The organism is Neorhizobium puerariae, assembly GCF_042429745.1.
In the GTDB taxonomy this organism is placed as follows: Bacteria; Pseudomonadota; Alphaproteobacteria; order Rhizobiales; family Rhizobiaceae; genus Neorhizobium; species Neorhizobium puerariae.
The window spans coordinates 1-15,274 of sequence record NZ_JBHMAA010000040.1; the positions used below are offsets into that span (position 1 = coordinate 1).

The window sequence follows — 15,274 nt, forward strand, 5'->3', positions numbered from 1 at the left end:
GCCCTGCATCGTTCGCGACAATGCAGGATGCGCTGAAACCAACCTCGTCATCCATCTCTCCTCGTTGGGAAACGAGGGCGCAGTTCTTCATTTCGTCAGGGGGTCAGTTTCTCACTTCGCCTGACACCAAGATCGAGGGAGGCGATGGACATGTCACACTGGTTGTCTTCGGAAACTTGACGTGCAGTAGCATCGACCATGATTGGGCAAGCACAATTTTTGTGACAGGAAATGTCCTTGTGAAGGATTGGGTTTTCGCATCACGAGAAGACTCGGCTCTCGTAATTGGAGGCGATTTCAAGACCCCAATCTTTATCGGCGCGGATATTTGGGTGTCCGTGGGCGGTGCGGTAGAGATGGAATATGGCTACGGGTATGCTGTCAATCTCGCTTCGTTCGCCGACGCTTATGGGGCACCCCAAATCCACCCGCGGCACGGTTGGCGCGAGTTGGTCTTAAAGCTCGGATTCGGGCAAGGGCGCATCCGCGATGAGGAACAACTTTTGGAAGCGCTTGAGGAGCGTCTGCGTACAGCAGGAAGTCTGTTACGTTCGGCGTGAAATGCACGTATCGCTCATGAGCATGCTGCAACCCTTTCGCGCAGGAGAAAGACAATCCAAGTTCGACGGTATATTTTAGCCATTCTGCTCTCGGTACTGTGGGCCATGAGTATTGTGCGAGGAGCACCGGCAGCCGCAGAAAAACGCGACTGGATATTCAGCGGCTTTGAACTGATCGAAGCGCTTGAAGGCAGATCGGGCGATGGAATGTCCGGCGAGGCTGGCCGCATCGTGTCGAATGCTCGCGCCATCGCTTATATCGCCGGTGTCGCAGACGCCACGAGCGGCACGCGATGGTGTGGAGCCGGCAATGTTCTTCCCCATGAGCTTGTCGACCGCGTCTACACCAATCTTCGCACCCTTGCGCCAGACCGGCTGAAAGGGAGCGCATCATCGCTTGTGGTGGAGGGATTAGCCGAGGCGTTCCCGTGTCGCGCAAACTGAGGGAGCTTCGCGGGAGATGCGGATTTTGACAATTTCTGACTCAACAAGAGGATAAACACGATGCTCGTGGACAAGCTCTCCCCCAAATACGCTCCTTATACATTCGATGGACTGCCCACCCTCTACGGCGTAGATGGATTTTGGGAAACGGCGCTCCCGATGCCGCAGACGTCGACGCTCTGGCATTCTCTCGTTGCCCCGCCTCATCCCCGCCGAGGCTATTCCAACTTCGCCGAGCCCGGCGAAGTACCTGTTTCCTTTGAAAATGACGATGGCGAAGGCGACTCCCCTGATCCCATCATGCTTGAAACGGCACGGTGGCTTATCGAGAACGATGAGGAAGTAGAGCGGGTCATTATCGACACGATCTTGAGCGACATGCCAAGATTGCGCGACATCCAGAGCGGTATCGTACTGGGGGACGAGGATAAGCCGCTCCCTGAAAGCTGTGACGAGCCGATGCTGCGTCAGATGGTCCGGCTGCTTCAGCTTACGCTGCCTCCTATTAAGGGTAAGCTTCCCTATTTCGGGGCGGAACTGGCATGTACATGGGATCGGGAGCATGGCTATGGCGTCATGTTCCACGGCACCAATGTCGTGGAATCTGGCGGAGGCGATATCCCGAACCTCTCGTGGATCGCCAATCGCCACGCCGAAGGACGCACGTGAAATTTGGATGTCGCGGTTTGGGGAAGATTTGCAACAGCTCGGTCGTGCCGTAAGCGGACGTAACACGTTCGACGTCACAACGGCCGCAAGGCAATGCCGGCTAGGAATACTGTGACAGAAAAGGCAGAAGATGAATCATTTCGATATACTTGGCCGCAGCATTGCCGACCCGGTTGTCGAGTTTTATCTGGCCAAGCACGAAAAGCTGGACCCTACCGATTTTCGTACGAATGCGGAGATGGGCTTTTTCGGCGGCTTCGACAGTGGGTTCGGTCTGCAGGTGGAAAGCCTTTCCGCATATAGTGCCCAATTCGAAGAGGTACGGTCGAGAAGCCTGCCAGACGATGAGGAAAGGATCGTCTCCGGCTGTCATTTACCGGACTGGATGCGATCAGGGCGGTGCAACGCGCCTATCCGGCGGCGCTGCCATTTGGTCTGACGTTTGGAGACAGCAGCGACGTCGTGGCTGAGAAGCTCGGGACGGGTCCGTTTAGGGAAGCCAAGAGCAGCACACTGCCAGAATATTCAGCCCAACGCTTCGATCATTCCCACACTGTCGGCAATATGGTCGTGATCGCAAAATATGACGCGGACTTGCGATTGATGGCGGTTTACCTGATGCCGGCTGACCGCACCATGCTCAGGGGCAGGCGCCAAAAAGCGTCCTTGCCAAAGCACAAGATCATGCCTGGCAATGTCGATAAGGTCGAAGCATTGCGAGGCCAGATTCCGACGCCACGCTGGCGGAGATCAATGGTCGAGGGAGACGAGCTTTTCAACGAAGCGGATATCGCCGTGGCTGAAGCGGCACTGAATGCGTTCGTCGACACGGTGAAAGCCGCTACCAGCCAGCGGGATGCGCAGGCTATCCAGGCGGCGGTCAAGGACATCGTTCTTGCGATTAACGAGATCAACGGCAGAAACGGGATGATCGAAACGCTGGAACGCGATGAGCTCGGTACCCTGATAGACGCGGTGGTAAGGGCGTCGGGCTTCAGCCTCCAGGATGATGAAGATATCACCGCGGAATGGCGGGAGTGGTAACGGGACGCGTGTCACGGAACGCGCTGTCTACTTGTATCACTCGTGTTTGCATCATGTTGTCTGCCTTTCCAAAAGTCGACATGAGGAGTGGATGTTATGTCCCATTCCTGCTGAACACAACCATAGCATCATCAGCGTATTTCGAGTGGTTACGAACCGCCTTCACTATCCATGCTCACGGACACCTGAATGGGTAGTGCTTTCGAACTTAGGGACTCGCACATTTTGACAGTCGTCGCGATTGTCCATGGGTATGAATGCAGATGGCAATGAAAAGGTATTTCCGTCGCTGGCGGTAGCCACTAGCATGTGAGGAGACCACATCCGCGAACGACCGTGGGCGCGCAAATTCACTTTGCCTGTCATGAATGGCGGTGGAGGCCGCCACGGTTCAATACAAGTGAACCACGTGAGCACAGACAACAAAGCATCAACCATCCGTCTCGTTTATCCCCAATGGCAAGGAGGTGGCCCCATTGCCGAGTTCATTCCTGAGTTGCCTGCGGAGGATGCCTACAAAGGGTATTTTCTTGGCGCGCAACTGCTGAGGATATTGGCGCCGGCTAACGGCCAGAGAACGGTCGAAGTCCCGGTGTCGCTGGATATCAAGGACAGAGAGGAAGAAAGCGGGGTCATTTCCTATCGGGCGCTTCTGAGACAGTCGCATGCCGCACTACAAATCCTTCGCCAGCATGACCCCGACAGGATCGTCACGCTGGGAGGCGAGTGCTCCGTCAGCGTGGTGCCATTCACATTTCTGGCCGAGAAATACCTCGACGATGTGGCTATCGTGTGGATCGACGCACATCCGGACCTCAACCTGCCGGGAGAAGGGCATCGGGGATACCATGCGATGGCCCTGGCCGCCACGATGGGGCGAGGCGATACCGGCATGATGCAATTGCTTCCCGCAAAGGTGGATGCTTCCAAGGTGCTCATCGTCGGGTTGCGTGCGTGGGAGAAGGAAGGTGGCACCCCGCAACGCCAGAACGATTTCGGGGTCAAAAGCCTGTCGCCTGCGGAAGTCGCGCTGGATAGTTCGGCCGTGCTGGAGTGGCTCAGGAAGACCGGAGCATCGAAGGTGCTGGTGCACTTCGATCTCGACGTCATTGATCCATCGGACATGATCGCCGCCGTGGGCGTCGAGCCTAACGGAATGAAGGTGGATGAGGTCGTCCGCTTGATCAACGATCTTGCCGAGCACTCCGATCTGGTGGGTCTCACTGTCGCCGAACACATGCCGAGGGTCGCGATTAAGCTGCAAAACATGCTCGGGCGTCTGCCTCTGCTGAAAGACGGTTGATCTGAAATCAATGCGACCACTGTGTGCGATGGTTGATTATCCTCTGGACGCAAATTCAAACCGGATATTTTATCACCGCCGGAAGGTGTCAATCAGCCAGTCGATGAAAACCTTCAAACGCGCGCTCTGGTGGCGATTGGGCGGATAGACCGCGTGCAAGGGGAGGCCGGGCCGCGTCCATTCCGGCAGCACCTCGACCAGCCGGCCCGAGTCGATATACGGTTGGACGAAGCGTCGCAGATGCTGCCCCACCCCCAGCCCCGCAAGCATCAAATTGATGAGGCCATTGCCCTCGTTGGTCGAAAACGCGCACTTGGTGATCTCGTGGCGGTCCGCCCCGTTCTCAAATACCATTGGTTCCGGCTTGCCGGTTGCAGCAAAGAAATAGCCGGCGTGAAGATGGTTGTCCCTCAGATCCAGTGGCGAACGTGGCACCCCCCGGAGCTTGAGATATGAGGGTGACGCACAGGTTGCGTAATCGAGATCTGTGATCTTCCGTCCGATCATTGTCATTTCCTGAAGGGCGCCGGCGCGGATCACGCAATCGACGCCCTCTCCAACGATATTGAGCGTTCGATCACTGATTCCCAGGGCGATGGTCACGTCAGGGTACTGGCGGCGGAAGTCCGGCAGTGCAGGAATCAATAAGCAGTTGGCAAACGAAACTGGCGCGTCGATGCGCAGGTGCCCGCGAGGCTTGAGCGTCTTGCCACGCACCGAATCATCGATTGCATCCACGTCGGACAGCAGCCGCATCGCCTGCTCGTAATATTCCAGCCCTTCGGACGTGGCCGCCACCGCGCGCGTCGTGCGGTGCATCAGCATGATGCCGAAGTGCCTCTCCAGATCCGTGACCAACTTGCTCACGGTCGAACGAGGCAGCGCCAACTGCTCAGCGGCTCTGCTGAAGGAGCCGGTTTCGACCACGCGCACGAAGGCGCGCATCGCCAGCAACTGGTTCATGGGCGCTCTCCGCAGCCTTAAGACGCTCTAATTATCCATCAGTATGGATAGTGATGGCAAGATAAATGTCTTTTGTTTCTGAAATCAGCCATTATCCTAATGGTCAGACTGACGCACCTATCCGGCCGTCGCGGTGTCGGTGCGAACCAAGGGACGCGCGTACCCGATTGCTGGCCTCGGCAGAAATCGGGCAACAGGCCGTCTGGTGACGAGCCAAGGGCGCCGACCCCAGCCCGCACCCGAAATCATCGAATTTGAGAAAGCGAGAGATCGACATGAAAGCCATCGTCGTCAAGAAGTTCGGTAATCCCCCTGAAATGGTTGTGGAGGATCGCCATCAACCCGTTCCCAAGGACGGTTTCAGCTTGGTGCGCCTGCACGCAGCCACTGTTAACCAGCTCTCCAACACGTTGCGCAAGGGCGAGATGGCGTCAGCGCCTGCGCCCCTCGTGCTCGGGAATGAAGGCTCGGGCGTGGTGGAGGCCGGTGCCCGTTTCCAACCCGGCACTCGCGTCGCCATCTACGGCGGCAGCGTGCTCGGCATTACGCGCGATGGTCTCTTTCAGCAGTGGGCGTTGGTTGAGGACAGGAGGTTGTTGGCGCTGCCCGACAACCTCAATTGGGACGAAGGCGCGGCCCTGACGGTGAACTATCTGACCGCCTACTTGGCGCTGACACGTATCGCCAAGGTGCAGCCGGGCCAGGTGGTGCTGATTTCGGGCGCTTCGGGCTCCGTCGGCCACGCACTGGTGCAAGTGGCCAAAGCATTGGGCGGGCGACCCATCGGCATTGCCTCGTCCGCCGTTAAGGCAGAGCGCGTGCGTGCCGCGGGGGCTTTCGAGGCGATCGACCTCTCGACGCAGGATGTGGGCGAGGCAGTGCATGCACTGACCGACGGCCAGGGGGCCGACGTGGCGCTCGACCCGGTGGGCGGTAGCTTGTTCGGACAGTTGCTCCAGGCCCTGCGCCCTCGCGGCACGCTGGTGTCCATCGGCTTCACCGGCGGCAAGCAGGCCGAGGTGGATGTGGTGGACGTGATCGTCAATGAGAAATCGCTTATCGGGTACAGCCTGCACGCCGAGCCGGACGAGACGGCGGCCCAAGCGTTGGTTGACATTGGCAAGTTGGCCGCCCAAGGCCTGTTGAAGCCGGTTATCGACGGCACGTACCTCATCGAGGACTTCGAGCAGGCGTATAGCCGCCTGACGTCGCGCGAGGCCGTCGGCTCGGTGATCCTGCATCTATGAAGGGGCGAGACATGAACGGGACAACGTCTCCGGCACGCTCCTGGCTTGCCGTGCTGTCGCTTGCGCTGGGCTCTTTCGCTTCCGTGACCGCAGAGTTCTTGCCGGTCGGCGTCTTGCCGGAGGTTGCCGAGTCTTTCGGGATCACTGCGGGCAGTGCGGGCTTGATGATGACGCTGCCTGGTGTTTTGGCAGCGTTGGCTGCACCCGGCGTGATGCTCCTTGCCGGGAGCACCGACCGCCGCCGCATCCTGCTACTGCTTTCGGTCATCTTGCTGGCGGCATGTCTGCTCTCCGCCTGGGCGCCCACCTACGGCATCATGTTGCTCAGCCGTGCCATGGTCGGTATCAGCCTTGGGGCCTTCTGGGCGCTGGCGCTGGCCGTGGCTGTGCGGCTGGTGGATGCCGAGAAAGCGCATAAGGCCGCTGCTGCGGTATTCGCTGGTGTTACGGCGGCCATGATCCTGGGCGTGCCGCTCGGCACGCTGGTCGCCGAGCATTTCTCGTGGCGTGGCGCCTTCTTGGCGGCTGCCGCCATTGCTGCCGCGGCAGTGCTGATGCAGGCATGGGCGCTGTTTCCGATTCCCGCCGCAGGCTCGATGCGCATCGCATCGCTGGTGGCGTTCATGCAGCGCGCCGCCTCGCGCAAGAGCATGCTGATGATCACGCTGGTGTTCGCCGCACACTTCGGCACGTACACCTATGTGGCGCCGCTGATGCAGCAAGCCGGCATCGGCCCCTCGAACATCACCCTCCTGTTGCTAGGGTATGGCGTTGCGGGCTTCTTCGCGAACTTCGTGGCCAGCCACTTCATTGGCCGAAGCCTGCGCGGCAGCCTGCTCGCAGCCAAGGTACTGCTGCTTGCATCCCTGGCCGCGCTGCCCTGGCTGGCTGGTCTACCGCTGGCCGAGATAGCCCTCATCCTGGTGTGGGGCATCGCGTGGGGAGCTCTGCCGCTGTGCCTGAACACCTGGAACCGCAGTGTGTCCGGCAGCGACACGGAGGCCTCGTCAGCCATGTTCACCTTCACCTGCCAGGTCGCCATCGCTCTCGGGTCGGCGTCCGGCGGCTTCATCGTCGATCACATGGGCCTAAGTGCGACCTTCACTGCCGGGGCCGTTGTGGTGCTGCCCAGCGCGGCGCTGCTGGTGGGCTATGAGCCACGCCAGAAAGGTGAAGCGTGTTGAGCGGCATCCCACCTGAAGACGAGCGAGGTGAAGCCGGTCTTCGGTCAGACCGTGCCAATCGAGGACGCGGATGGAGCGCCCGTTTCAGGAAATTGTAGGAATACGGCAATGGCGGCTGTCCTGTGCCGCGCCGGGATCGGGACGCTGCGCCGGTCGCCTTGGCTGCGGTCTTTTCTGCCCTGACCGTCAAGGCCAGTTCGTATGATGCCAGTGGGCGTTTGCGGGCGAGGCTTCGTCTGACCTTCGCCGGTGCTGGCGTGTCCGGTGTGGTGGGGAGACCGCTTGCGGGCCGCACGCCATATCTCACCAAGCAGATGATCCGAGTTTCCCGGCGCTGATCCGTCCGGCCCGTCGAAGCGGACGGAAAGCCCAACCTCGTGGGTCTGCCGTGGCGACCATGACCGGCTCCGCGAGACTGCCTCGTCAGCCGGATGGGGCTTGCCGCGAAATGTCCGCCGCCGCCCTTGCGTTATGGGATTGAAGCCGAATGGCGGAAACGCGCCCTCGGCGTGGTTCCGGCGCAGCCGAAAGCCCGGCCCGAAGGGCAACGCCCAATCATAGTAACTTCAGGCTGTGGTTCTGAGCTTCACCCGAATGCCATCACTCTGCGATACGGACCACCAGCTTGCCAAAGTTGCGACCTTCCAGCAGGCCGATAAAAGCCTCCGGCGCAGCCTCCAGCCCGTCCACGACATCTTCCCTGTAGCGGATTTGACCAGATGCGATCCATTCCGCCATCTGGCTGTAGAAGGCAGGCCGCTGATCGACGAACTCACGCTGGATGAAACCGCGAATGAGCAGGCTCCGGCTCAGCACATCGCGCAAGACGCCCGGCAGGCGGTCTGGCCCGGAATGCGCCGCCGCATCGTTATACTGCGCGATCAGTCCACAAACCGGCACGCGAGCGAAATCGTTCAGAAGCGGAAAGACTGCATCCCAGACATGGCCGCCGACATTCTCGAAATAGACGTCGATCCCCTGCGGGCAGGCAGCCTTTAGCCGGGCCTCGAAATCCGGGGCGCGGTGATCGACCACGGCATCGAAACCGAGTTCATCGCGCACGAACGCACACTTGTCCGCGCCGCCAGCGATACCGACCGCGCGAGCGCCCTTTATCTTCGCGATCTGCCCAACGGCTGACCCTACGGCCCCGCTTGCCGCTGCGACGACAACGGTTTCTCCGGGCTTCGGTTGGCCGATTGTGAGGAGGCCCGCATAGGCCGTAAAGCCGGGCATCCCGAGAATGCCGAGTGCGGTGCTGATCGGAGCGGCTGCCGGATCGAGCTTGCGAAGGGTCGATCCCTCGGCAAGCGCGAAACTCTGCCATCCGGAATGGGAAAGAACGACATCGCCTTCCGCAAAATCGGGATGCCGAGATCGGACTACCCTGCCGACCGTTCCGCCTTCCATGACATCGCCGATTTCTACCGGCTTGGCATAGGACTTCCCGGCGTTCATCCTGCCCCTCATATAGGGGTCCAACGAGAGGTAGAGGATCTTGAGCAGAACTTGACCTTCGTCCGGTTCTGAAAGCGGGGCGCTATCAAGTCTGAAGTTGTCTGGGGTGGGCTTGCCAACCGGACGGCTGGCAAGAAGTATTCGGCGGTTACTCTCGACCAAGGCTTGACCTTCCTTTGACGTTCAACAGCATTCGTTACAGATTCGGGGGAGAGGCTTGTTCCAGCCGATCAACCGCCTTGGGGTCGGAAGCCTCCCTGTGAAGCGCCTCCCAATCGTCAGGCGGGTTGCCGTCATCCAGCATCCCCTTGAAGACCTTATAAGCGTCCGTTTTGGAGCCGTAGGTCCGCAAGCTGTTTTCGTCGTTCACCCAGGCGAAGATGATGACCTTGCTGGTGCTGCTGTAGCGGAAAAAGAGCCGGAAACGACCATTGCCGAACTTGGCGCGAAACCAGTGCTTGCGGTCATCGCCAAGAGTCGCGCCTTGGCGATAGATGGATGCTGTCGGGTCCGATGGCACATTGACGGTGACAAGCTGGACCAAGGACGCAAGCAACTTGGCGTCGGCGGATTTCTGATAATCGTCCGGTTTCTTCGCTTTGAGCGTATCGACCGCCTCGATCAGCTTTTCCCACTGATCTAGAAAGAGAGGGTGTGCGAGGACGGTCCAGCCATTGATCGTCGGCATATCAGATTGAAACGTCCCCCTCGATCTCGGCATCGAGATCGACCGTCATGCCCGCCGTCAGGGCAACAGCCCGGTCGAGCAAGGATTGCGGGAACGGAAGAACAGATTTCTCGGGCTGCTTCGCCATGTCCCGCGCGAGAAATTCGAGAAAACGGTCGATCACGGGATCGGCGGTTTCTTCAATCTCGGCCTTCTGGACATAGACGCGGTGCTGCTCATCAATGAGAAAAGCAATGCGTCCACCATAGTCCACGCCCAGCGCCTGCCGAACGGACTTCGGCACGGTGGTTTGTCCCTTGGCGGTGATCGTGCTTTCTTCTTTCAGCAGCGCTCCCATGGCGGGCCTCCATAAATCGGTCGAGCGGAATGTAAGGAATATTCCTTATCATGTCAAGATTGGCCGTCGCCTTGCTCTGCCAGCCGTTTCCGCGCCTTTACTTCGCGGGCTGGCCGACACCGTTCACCAGACGCGCCAAGGCGGAGAAGCCGACGAATCCGCCGCCAGCAATGCAGAAGATTTGCCGCCAGATGTCGGACGGCACGGCCTCCTTGGTGATGCCATAGATCAGCGCATAGCCCGCAACGGCAGCGGGCGCGGCGAAGATCAGCCCGACGATCAGGCGAATGACAGGCGAGCGGATCGTCTCGAACAGCCCGGCCAGAATGCCGAACGCAACGCCAGCGGAAAACAGGCCGACCAGCCCTGCGCCGATCAGGCTGGAGCCGGTCTCGTAAGCGAATTGTGCTGCGGCCAGCCCGATGAAAAAGGGCAGCGCATAGACAGCGAGATTGTAGGCGAGGACGCAGAGAAGCGCGACCAGCCCAACGCTCATGAACATGACGGCGACCATGATGTTTCACCTTTGCTGACGGCACCGCCTTTCGTGCAATCGCCACGATGGCCGCTGCACGTTCCGATGTGTGCCGATATGTTCTTGGTCTGTCGAGGTCATCCGGCCGCGCGGGGAAGCCGTGCGGTCGCGATTTTGCGAGTGGCAGGCCGGGACCGCTGATGCGATCCCGGCCCATCCTTCATTCCGCCGCCACGGCGAAAGGCTCGTTCTCTATGGCAGGGGCTTCCGGCTGCTCGTCCACCGCCAGCCATGCGGGCCGCTCGGCGCGCAGGATCTCGATCCCTTTTTTGCCGTCGCTGCCTGCTGATGGGCCCGGACGGAGGTACTGTCGATCATCTGGATATTGCACTCGCGCGTGGTGGTAACAGCGTCCATCAACTTTTCCCACACGCCTGCCTTTCACCATCGCACGAAGCGATTGTAGCAAGTGGTGCGGGGGGCATATCGCTCCGGCAGGTCTCGCCATGGCGCACCAGATCGCAACACCCAGAAGATGCCGTTTAGCACACGGCGGTCGTCAACACGTGGCACGCCGCGCGGTTTGTTGGGCAGGAGCGGCTCGATCACGCGCCACTCGAAGTCGGTCAGATCATATCGGCTCATGCCAATGCTTAATCAGATCATTCCTCATGGCGCACTAAGAGTGTTGCTGGTGGGTTCGCGAACTGTTGCGGACCTCCGCCAATATAGTAAAAGTCATGTCCTGACTGAGCTGGAGGGGGCAGATGCCATCGACGCGGATAGAGACACGGGATGGTTGGATTGGCGGTCGACGACGTGAGCTTATCGAGGCAGTCCAGCGTGCCTTGATTGCTGGGTTGCTGATACCTGACGATGACCGATGCATTTTTTTGCAAGAATTCAACGATGACGCGATGATAGCGCCTCCGAATAAGGGGCCGCGCTACACCGTGATTGAAATCAAACTATTCTCGGGAAGATCGGTCGAGGCCAAGCGCCGTCTTTATCAAGCGATTGTTGAAGAGCTTTCTGCCTTTGACGTGCCTGCGTCCGACATCAAAACGGTCCTCATTGAGAGCGACCCTGTCAATTGGGGATTGCATGGAAAGCCTGCGAGCGAGATCGACTTGGGCTTCAAAATCGACGTTTGAATTGACCGCTTCTCACCTATCTCGGCCGTTTCCCATTTATGGGTTCACGACTTAAACCGTCGCGAAACAACCCTGAAGCCAGGTCTTGAGCGCCATGATGTCCTGACGCTGTTCCAACCCGGTTGCGCAGGCAAAATGATAGGCATCGCCGGCAAGCGTCTGTGCAAAGGGTGTTACGAGCAGACCCGAAGCAAGAGCGTCGCCGGCCAGAACCCGGCTGACGATAGCGACGCCCTGGCCGGCGATAGCAGCTTGCACGGCCAACATAGTGTCGGGGAACCTCGGCCCGGCGTCGGTCTGGACGTCGGTGAGAGCAGCCAACGCGCACCAGCGGGGCCAATCCGGGTTCGGCATCGGACGGCTTCGCCCATCGATATGGATCAATGTCGCGTCGCGCAGATCCTCCAGACGCGACAGGCCGAGGCCGGGGCTGCAAACGGGCACCAGGGTATCTGCGCAGAGCTGCGTGCTGACCACGCCGGGAAACGGACCACGCCCATAACGTATCGCGATGTCGATGCCGCCGGGCCGCAATTCCTCCACTGCGTTTGACATATGCAGCCGGAGATCGATCGTCGGAACGGCCTGACGCAGCGCCTCCATGCGGGGCACCAGCCATTGGCTCAGAAACGCCGTTGTGGATGTGAGCGTAACCGGCGCCGGCGTTGTGTCCGCGCGCAGCCGCGTCACCACCTTTTCGATTTCGCCGAAGCCGGAGGCTGTCGCATCATACAGGGCCTTGCCCTGCGGGGTCATCGTCACGGCTCTTGGCGTCCGGTCCAGGACCCGGAAACCGAGATGGGCTTCAAGCTGCCGGATCTGATGGCTGATCGCCGTCGGCGTGACCAGAAGCTCTTCGGCCGCCAGCTTGAAACTTGCACGGCGTGCGGCCGCTTCGAAGGCGCGGAGAGCGGACAGCGGCGGCAGGCGCAAACGAGTCATGCTGAATCTGATTCATCCTCAAGGTGAGGAGTTTGATTTTTTCTTCGTACTACGAGCCGATTATGATGACCGAAAGTCATCTCATCAAGAGATCATCTCATCTAAGGAAGGCAAACCATATGGTCGAACTGGTCGCCGGCATCATCGATGTTTTCGCGGACGCACCCTTGACCGGCAACCCGCTGGCAGTGGTGCAAGGCGCCGATGATCTGACGGACCAGCAAATGAGGCGGATCGCTGGCGAGTTCAATCAGGCTGAGACTACCTTCATCCAGCACAGCTCGCGTGCAGACTGGAAACTGCGATCCTTTACGGCGAGCGGCGCGGAGGTTTTTGGTGCGGGTCACAATGCCCTCGGGGCATGGCTGTGGCTCGGAGAACATGGCGATCTCGGCCCGCTGACGACGGCCCGGACGTTCCGGCAGGAGATCGGATCGGATGTCCTACCCATTGAGCTCGGATCGATCGACGGCCGCGTCCATGGCCGGATGCGCCAGGCGCCGCTACGGCTGTCGGAGCCGCTGGAAGATATAGCGCCCTTGGCCGCGGCACTCGGCCTTGGTGACGGCGATATCCTCGTCGAGCCGAAACCGCGTCCTGCCGATACCGGAGCTGCGCATCTCATGGTGCGTGTTCGTGACGCGGGCACGGTCGATAGGGCAGCGCCGGATGCCTTGAAACTACTCTCGGTCCTGAACGAAACACCGGCGGAAGGCTGCTACATCTATGCGTTGGACGCCACTTCGCCCGAAACCGCCTATGCCCGGTTCTTCAATCCCACTGTCGGGCTCTGGGAGGATGCGGCGACCGGAACTGCCGCCGGCCCGCTCGCAGCTTATCTCGGAGCGGAGGGACTGTTGAAAAACGACGCTATCGAGATTGAGCAAGGCACGAAGATGGGCCGTCGCAGCCTTATCCGTTTGCGGCTCACACCAGAGCCCGAAATCTCCGGCGCGGGCATCGTCATGCTACGAGGTATCCTTCATCTGTAGCTTATCATATTGGTGAGCCGCCGTTTGCCCGCTGAATCCTACACCCGCATTCGAACTGCAGCTTACTTCTCCCCTGAACCGAGACTCGGTATGGGCATCGTGCCGAAGCAGCGGCGCGCGAAGCGATCGACCCCGATGAGCACGGATCGAAGCCTGTTCGAACATCTGACATCGGGTACCCGCCCTTGATGCGGCGCAATCCGCCTCACGTCAGGCGATGCCTTCCTGCTGGATCGCGCGCTGGACGGCGGGGCGCGCCAGCACCCTGCTCATCAGCCCCGCCCAGTTCGGCCAGTTCGCCTCCATGTCGAGGCCGATGCGACGGCCCCAGAGCCAGAACACGGTAAGATAGGCATCGACGACAGTGTACTGGCCGGGCACCGCCCAGTCGCGGCCATCGGACAGGATGTGATCGATATGGTCATAGGCGGCGCGGATGTTCTCCAGGCCCTTGGTTTTGACCGCCTCATGCAACGCCGCGTCGGGCACGAACCGATGCGGACGCCAGAGTTGGCCGTAGCCGATCCCGTGCAGATCGACCGAGATCCAGCTCAGCCATTCCACGTACCGCGCTTCGCCGGCACAATCCGCGGGCAGCAACTCGGCCTCGGGATGGCTGCGGGCGAGAAACAGCAAGATGGCGACGGCTTCCGTGAGCAGGTTCGGCGCGCCTCCCGAGCCGCCGGGCACACCGCTCAGCGCCGGCACCCGGCCTTTCGGGTTGAGCGCAAGATACTCCGCCGTCGTCGTCCCCTCACCATTTTTGGCCGAACGGACCTCTGACTCATAGGGCTGGCCGATCTCTTCCAGCGTGATGTGGACGGCGAGCGAACAGGCTCCGGGCGAATAGTAGAGACGATGCATGGGAACCTCCAGTTCAAGGATCGATGACGTGATCTGGCCAGGGATTGCGGCCGTCGCGCAGCCACAGCAGCGTATCGAGCCATAAGCCGGCGGCGTGGCTGCCGTGAAACAGGCCGAAATGACCAATCGCGTCGCGGCCGTAATCCGATGGCCGAAGCAGGACGGTCGTTCGTTCAGAGCCGGTGTAGTAACCAAGTGTGCGGCGGATCGCGGCCGGCGTACCAAGCTCGTCATCCGAGACGGCGACGGCCAGAATCGGCGCGGACACCGCCGCCATGCGCATCAGCACGTTTTGCCGCTCATCGGGCGGGTGACTGCGCTCGAAACGTAACCCGCGAAAACCCCACTCATACCCGACGCCAGCGGGCAGGTCTTCGAGCCATCCCAGCCGTCGGCCGGGAAAATAGCCGAAAGCGTATGTCAGTGCGGGCATAGCAACATGCCATTTGAGGAAGAGAGGGAGCCGCCGATGGGCGGCATAGTCGGCCCACCAGGCATATTGCGCCCCGACCGTCAGCATGCGCGCTATCCGCCCGGCGCTTTCGGCCAGGCCCGGCAGGAAACCGCCAATGCTGTGGCCAACCACAAGCAGTCGGTCGCCTCGGCCCTGCTGATCGACGAATCTGACCGCGCTCTCGAAATCCTGTTGGCCCCAATCGCGCCAGCGATAGCCACAGCCTCGCAACCGCTCGGGCCGCGACAGCCCGATGCCGCGATAGTCGTAAGTCAGGACGTCGAACCCATCCCCGGCGAGGAAGCGGGCATAGCGATGGTAATAGCGCGCAAGCACACCTGTAGCAGGATTGACGATGACCGTGCCGATCAGATCGGCCTGCCGTGTGCGCCAGAAATGGCCGCCCAGCCGCACCCCATCAGGACAGGCGAGTTCGACTGGTGGCCCGTCCATAGGCATGGGGTGCGAAAGATGGCTGCTCATGCCGCAGATGATA

Annotated in this window: 19 protein-coding genes and 1 pseudogene; 11 read left to right on the forward strand and 9 right to left on the reverse strand. The window is 60.4% G+C overall.

Annotated features, from left to right (window positions below):
* The 6 genes from ACFFP0_RS28840 to ACFFP0_RS28865 form a co-directional block, all read left to right on the forward strand.
* The coding region (locus ACFFP0_RS28840; protein WP_377265672.1) for a hypothetical protein at nucleotides 1–560 on the forward strand (560 nt) is incomplete at its 5' end.
* A gap of 105 nt (nucleotides 561–665) precedes the next feature.
* Nucleotides 666–1,004: a Rap1a/Tai family immunity protein gene (locus ACFFP0_RS28845; RefSeq protein WP_377265673.1), complete on the forward strand. Its 339-nt coding sequence runs from the start codon at nucleotides 666–668 to the stop codon at nucleotides 1,002–1,004.
* Nucleotides 1,005–1,064: 60 nt separating this feature from the next.
* On the forward strand, nucleotides 1,065–1,673 hold the full coding sequence (locus tag ACFFP0_RS28850; RefSeq protein WP_377265674.1) for a DUF6985 domain-containing protein: 609 nt from the start codon (nucleotides 1,065–1,067) through the stop codon (nucleotides 1,671–1,673).
* Nucleotides 1,674–1,803: 130 nt separating this feature from the next.
* Nucleotides 1,804–2,112: a hypothetical protein gene (locus tag ACFFP0_RS28855; protein WP_377265675.1), complete on the forward strand. Its 309-nt coding sequence runs from the start codon at nucleotides 1,804–1,806 to the stop codon at nucleotides 2,110–2,112.
* A gap of 23 nt (nucleotides 2,113–2,135) precedes the next feature.
* Nucleotides 2,136–2,717: a hypothetical protein gene (locus ACFFP0_RS28860; RefSeq protein WP_377265676.1), complete on the forward strand. Its 582-nt coding sequence runs from the start codon at nucleotides 2,136–2,138 to the stop codon at nucleotides 2,715–2,717.
* A gap of 409 nt (nucleotides 2,718–3,126) precedes the next feature.
* Entirely contained in the window at nucleotides 3,127–4,020 is an 894-nt protein-coding gene (locus tag ACFFP0_RS28865) for an arginase family protein (protein WP_377265677.1), read from the forward strand.
* A gap of 72 nt (nucleotides 4,021–4,092) precedes the next feature.
* Here the strand turns inward: ACFFP0_RS28865 and ACFFP0_RS28870 are convergent, their stop codons facing one another.
* A complete protein-coding gene (locus ACFFP0_RS28870; RefSeq protein ID WP_377265678.1) occupies nucleotides 4,093–4,983 on the reverse strand; it encodes a LysR family transcriptional regulator in 891 nt (296 codons plus the stop codon).
* Between the two features lie 275 nt (nucleotides 4,984–5,258).
* On the opposite strand from ACFFP0_RS28870, the gene ACFFP0_RS28875 reads away from it, so the two are divergent.
* Entirely contained in the window at nucleotides 5,259–6,230 is a 972-nt protein-coding gene (locus ACFFP0_RS28875; RefSeq protein ID WP_377265679.1) for a quinone oxidoreductase family protein, read from the forward strand.
* Nucleotides 6,231–6,241: 11 nt separating this feature from the next.
* On the forward strand, nucleotides 6,242–7,414 hold the full coding sequence (locus ACFFP0_RS28880; protein WP_377265680.1) for an MFS transporter: 1,173 nt from the start codon (nucleotides 6,242–6,244) through the stop codon (nucleotides 7,412–7,414).
* A gap of 600 nt (nucleotides 7,415–8,014) precedes the next feature.
* Here ACFFP0_RS28880 and curA read toward each other — a convergent pair.
* The 4 genes from curA to ACFFP0_RS28900 all read right to left on the reverse strand — a co-directional run bounded on the left by curA (nucleotide 8,015) and on the right by ACFFP0_RS28900 (nucleotide 10,411).
* Entirely contained in the window at nucleotides 8,015–9,034 is a 1,020-nt protein-coding gene (gene curA / locus ACFFP0_RS28885) for an NADPH-dependent curcumin/dihydrocurcumin reductase (RefSeq protein WP_377265681.1), read from the reverse strand.
* A 34-nt stretch (nucleotides 9,035–9,068) separates the two neighbouring features.
* Nucleotides 9,069–9,560, reverse strand: a complete 492-nt coding sequence (locus ACFFP0_RS28890; RefSeq protein ID WP_377265682.1) for a type II toxin-antitoxin system YhaV family toxin — start codon at nucleotides 9,558–9,560, stop codon at nucleotides 9,069–9,071.
* A 1-nt stretch (nucleotide 9,561) separates the two neighbouring features.
* Nucleotides 9,562–9,897: a type II toxin-antitoxin system PrlF family antitoxin gene (locus ACFFP0_RS28895; RefSeq protein WP_075821212.1), complete on the reverse strand. Its 336-nt coding sequence runs from the start codon at nucleotides 9,895–9,897 to the stop codon at nucleotides 9,562–9,564.
* A gap of 97 nt (nucleotides 9,898–9,994) precedes the next feature.
* Nucleotides 9,995–10,411 (reverse strand): hypothetical protein, encoded by a 417-nt coding sequence (locus tag ACFFP0_RS28900; protein ID WP_377265683.1) that lies wholly within the window; start codon nucleotides 10,409–10,411, stop codon nucleotides 9,995–9,997.
* Between the two features lie 121 nt (nucleotides 10,412–10,532).
* Here ACFFP0_RS28900 and ACFFP0_RS28905 point away from each other — a divergent pair, with 121 nt between their 5' ends.
* A complete protein-coding gene (locus ACFFP0_RS28905) occupies nucleotides 10,533–10,721 on the forward strand; it encodes a hypothetical protein (protein ID WP_377265704.1) in 189 nt (62 codons plus the stop codon).
* Here ACFFP0_RS28905 and ACFFP0_RS28910 read toward each other — a convergent pair.
* Nucleotides 10,694–11,017: pseudogene (locus ACFFP0_RS28910) on the reverse strand (IS5 family transposase); the annotation flags it as partial. The gene ACFFP0_RS28905 and the pseudogene ACFFP0_RS28910 sit on opposite strands and share 28 nt — an antisense overlap.
* Nucleotides 11,018–11,139: 122 nt before the next feature.
* On the opposite strand from ACFFP0_RS28910, the gene ACFFP0_RS28915 reads away from it, so the two are divergent.
* On the forward strand, nucleotides 11,140–11,526 hold the full coding sequence (locus ACFFP0_RS28915) for a tautomerase family protein (RefSeq protein WP_377265684.1): 387 nt from the start codon (nucleotides 11,140–11,142) through the stop codon (nucleotides 11,524–11,526).
* A gap of 51 nt (nucleotides 11,527–11,577) precedes the next feature.
* Here the strand turns inward: ACFFP0_RS28915 and ACFFP0_RS28920 are convergent, their stop codons facing one another.
* Complete coding sequence (locus tag ACFFP0_RS28920) at nucleotides 11,578–12,468, reverse strand: LysR substrate-binding domain-containing protein (protein ID WP_377265685.1); 891 nt, start codon at nucleotides 12,466–12,468, stop codon at nucleotides 11,578–11,580.
* Between the two features lie 119 nt (nucleotides 12,469–12,587).
* Here ACFFP0_RS28920 and ACFFP0_RS28925 point away from each other — a divergent pair, with 119 nt between their 5' ends.
* The gene (locus ACFFP0_RS28925) at nucleotides 12,588–13,460 is read left to right on the forward strand and encodes a PhzF family protein (RefSeq protein WP_377265686.1); all 873 of its coding nucleotides are present in this window, start codon (nucleotides 12,588–12,590) and stop codon (nucleotides 13,458–13,460) included.
* Between the two features lie 210 nt (nucleotides 13,461–13,670).
* Here the strand turns inward: ACFFP0_RS28925 and ACFFP0_RS28930 are convergent, their stop codons facing one another.
* Both ACFFP0_RS28930 and ACFFP0_RS28935 read right to left on the reverse strand, forming a co-directional pair.
* Nucleotides 13,671–14,324, reverse strand: a complete 654-nt coding sequence (locus ACFFP0_RS28930) for a glutathione S-transferase family protein (protein WP_377265687.1) — start codon at nucleotides 14,322–14,324, stop codon at nucleotides 13,671–13,673.
* A gap of 13 nt (nucleotides 14,325–14,337) precedes the next feature.
* Nucleotides 14,338–15,261, reverse strand: coding sequence for an alpha/beta hydrolase family protein (locus ACFFP0_RS28935; RefSeq protein WP_377265688.1), 924 nt, complete (start codon nucleotides 15,259–15,261; stop codon nucleotides 14,338–14,340).
* Nucleotides 15,262–15,274: the final 13 nt, after the last annotated feature.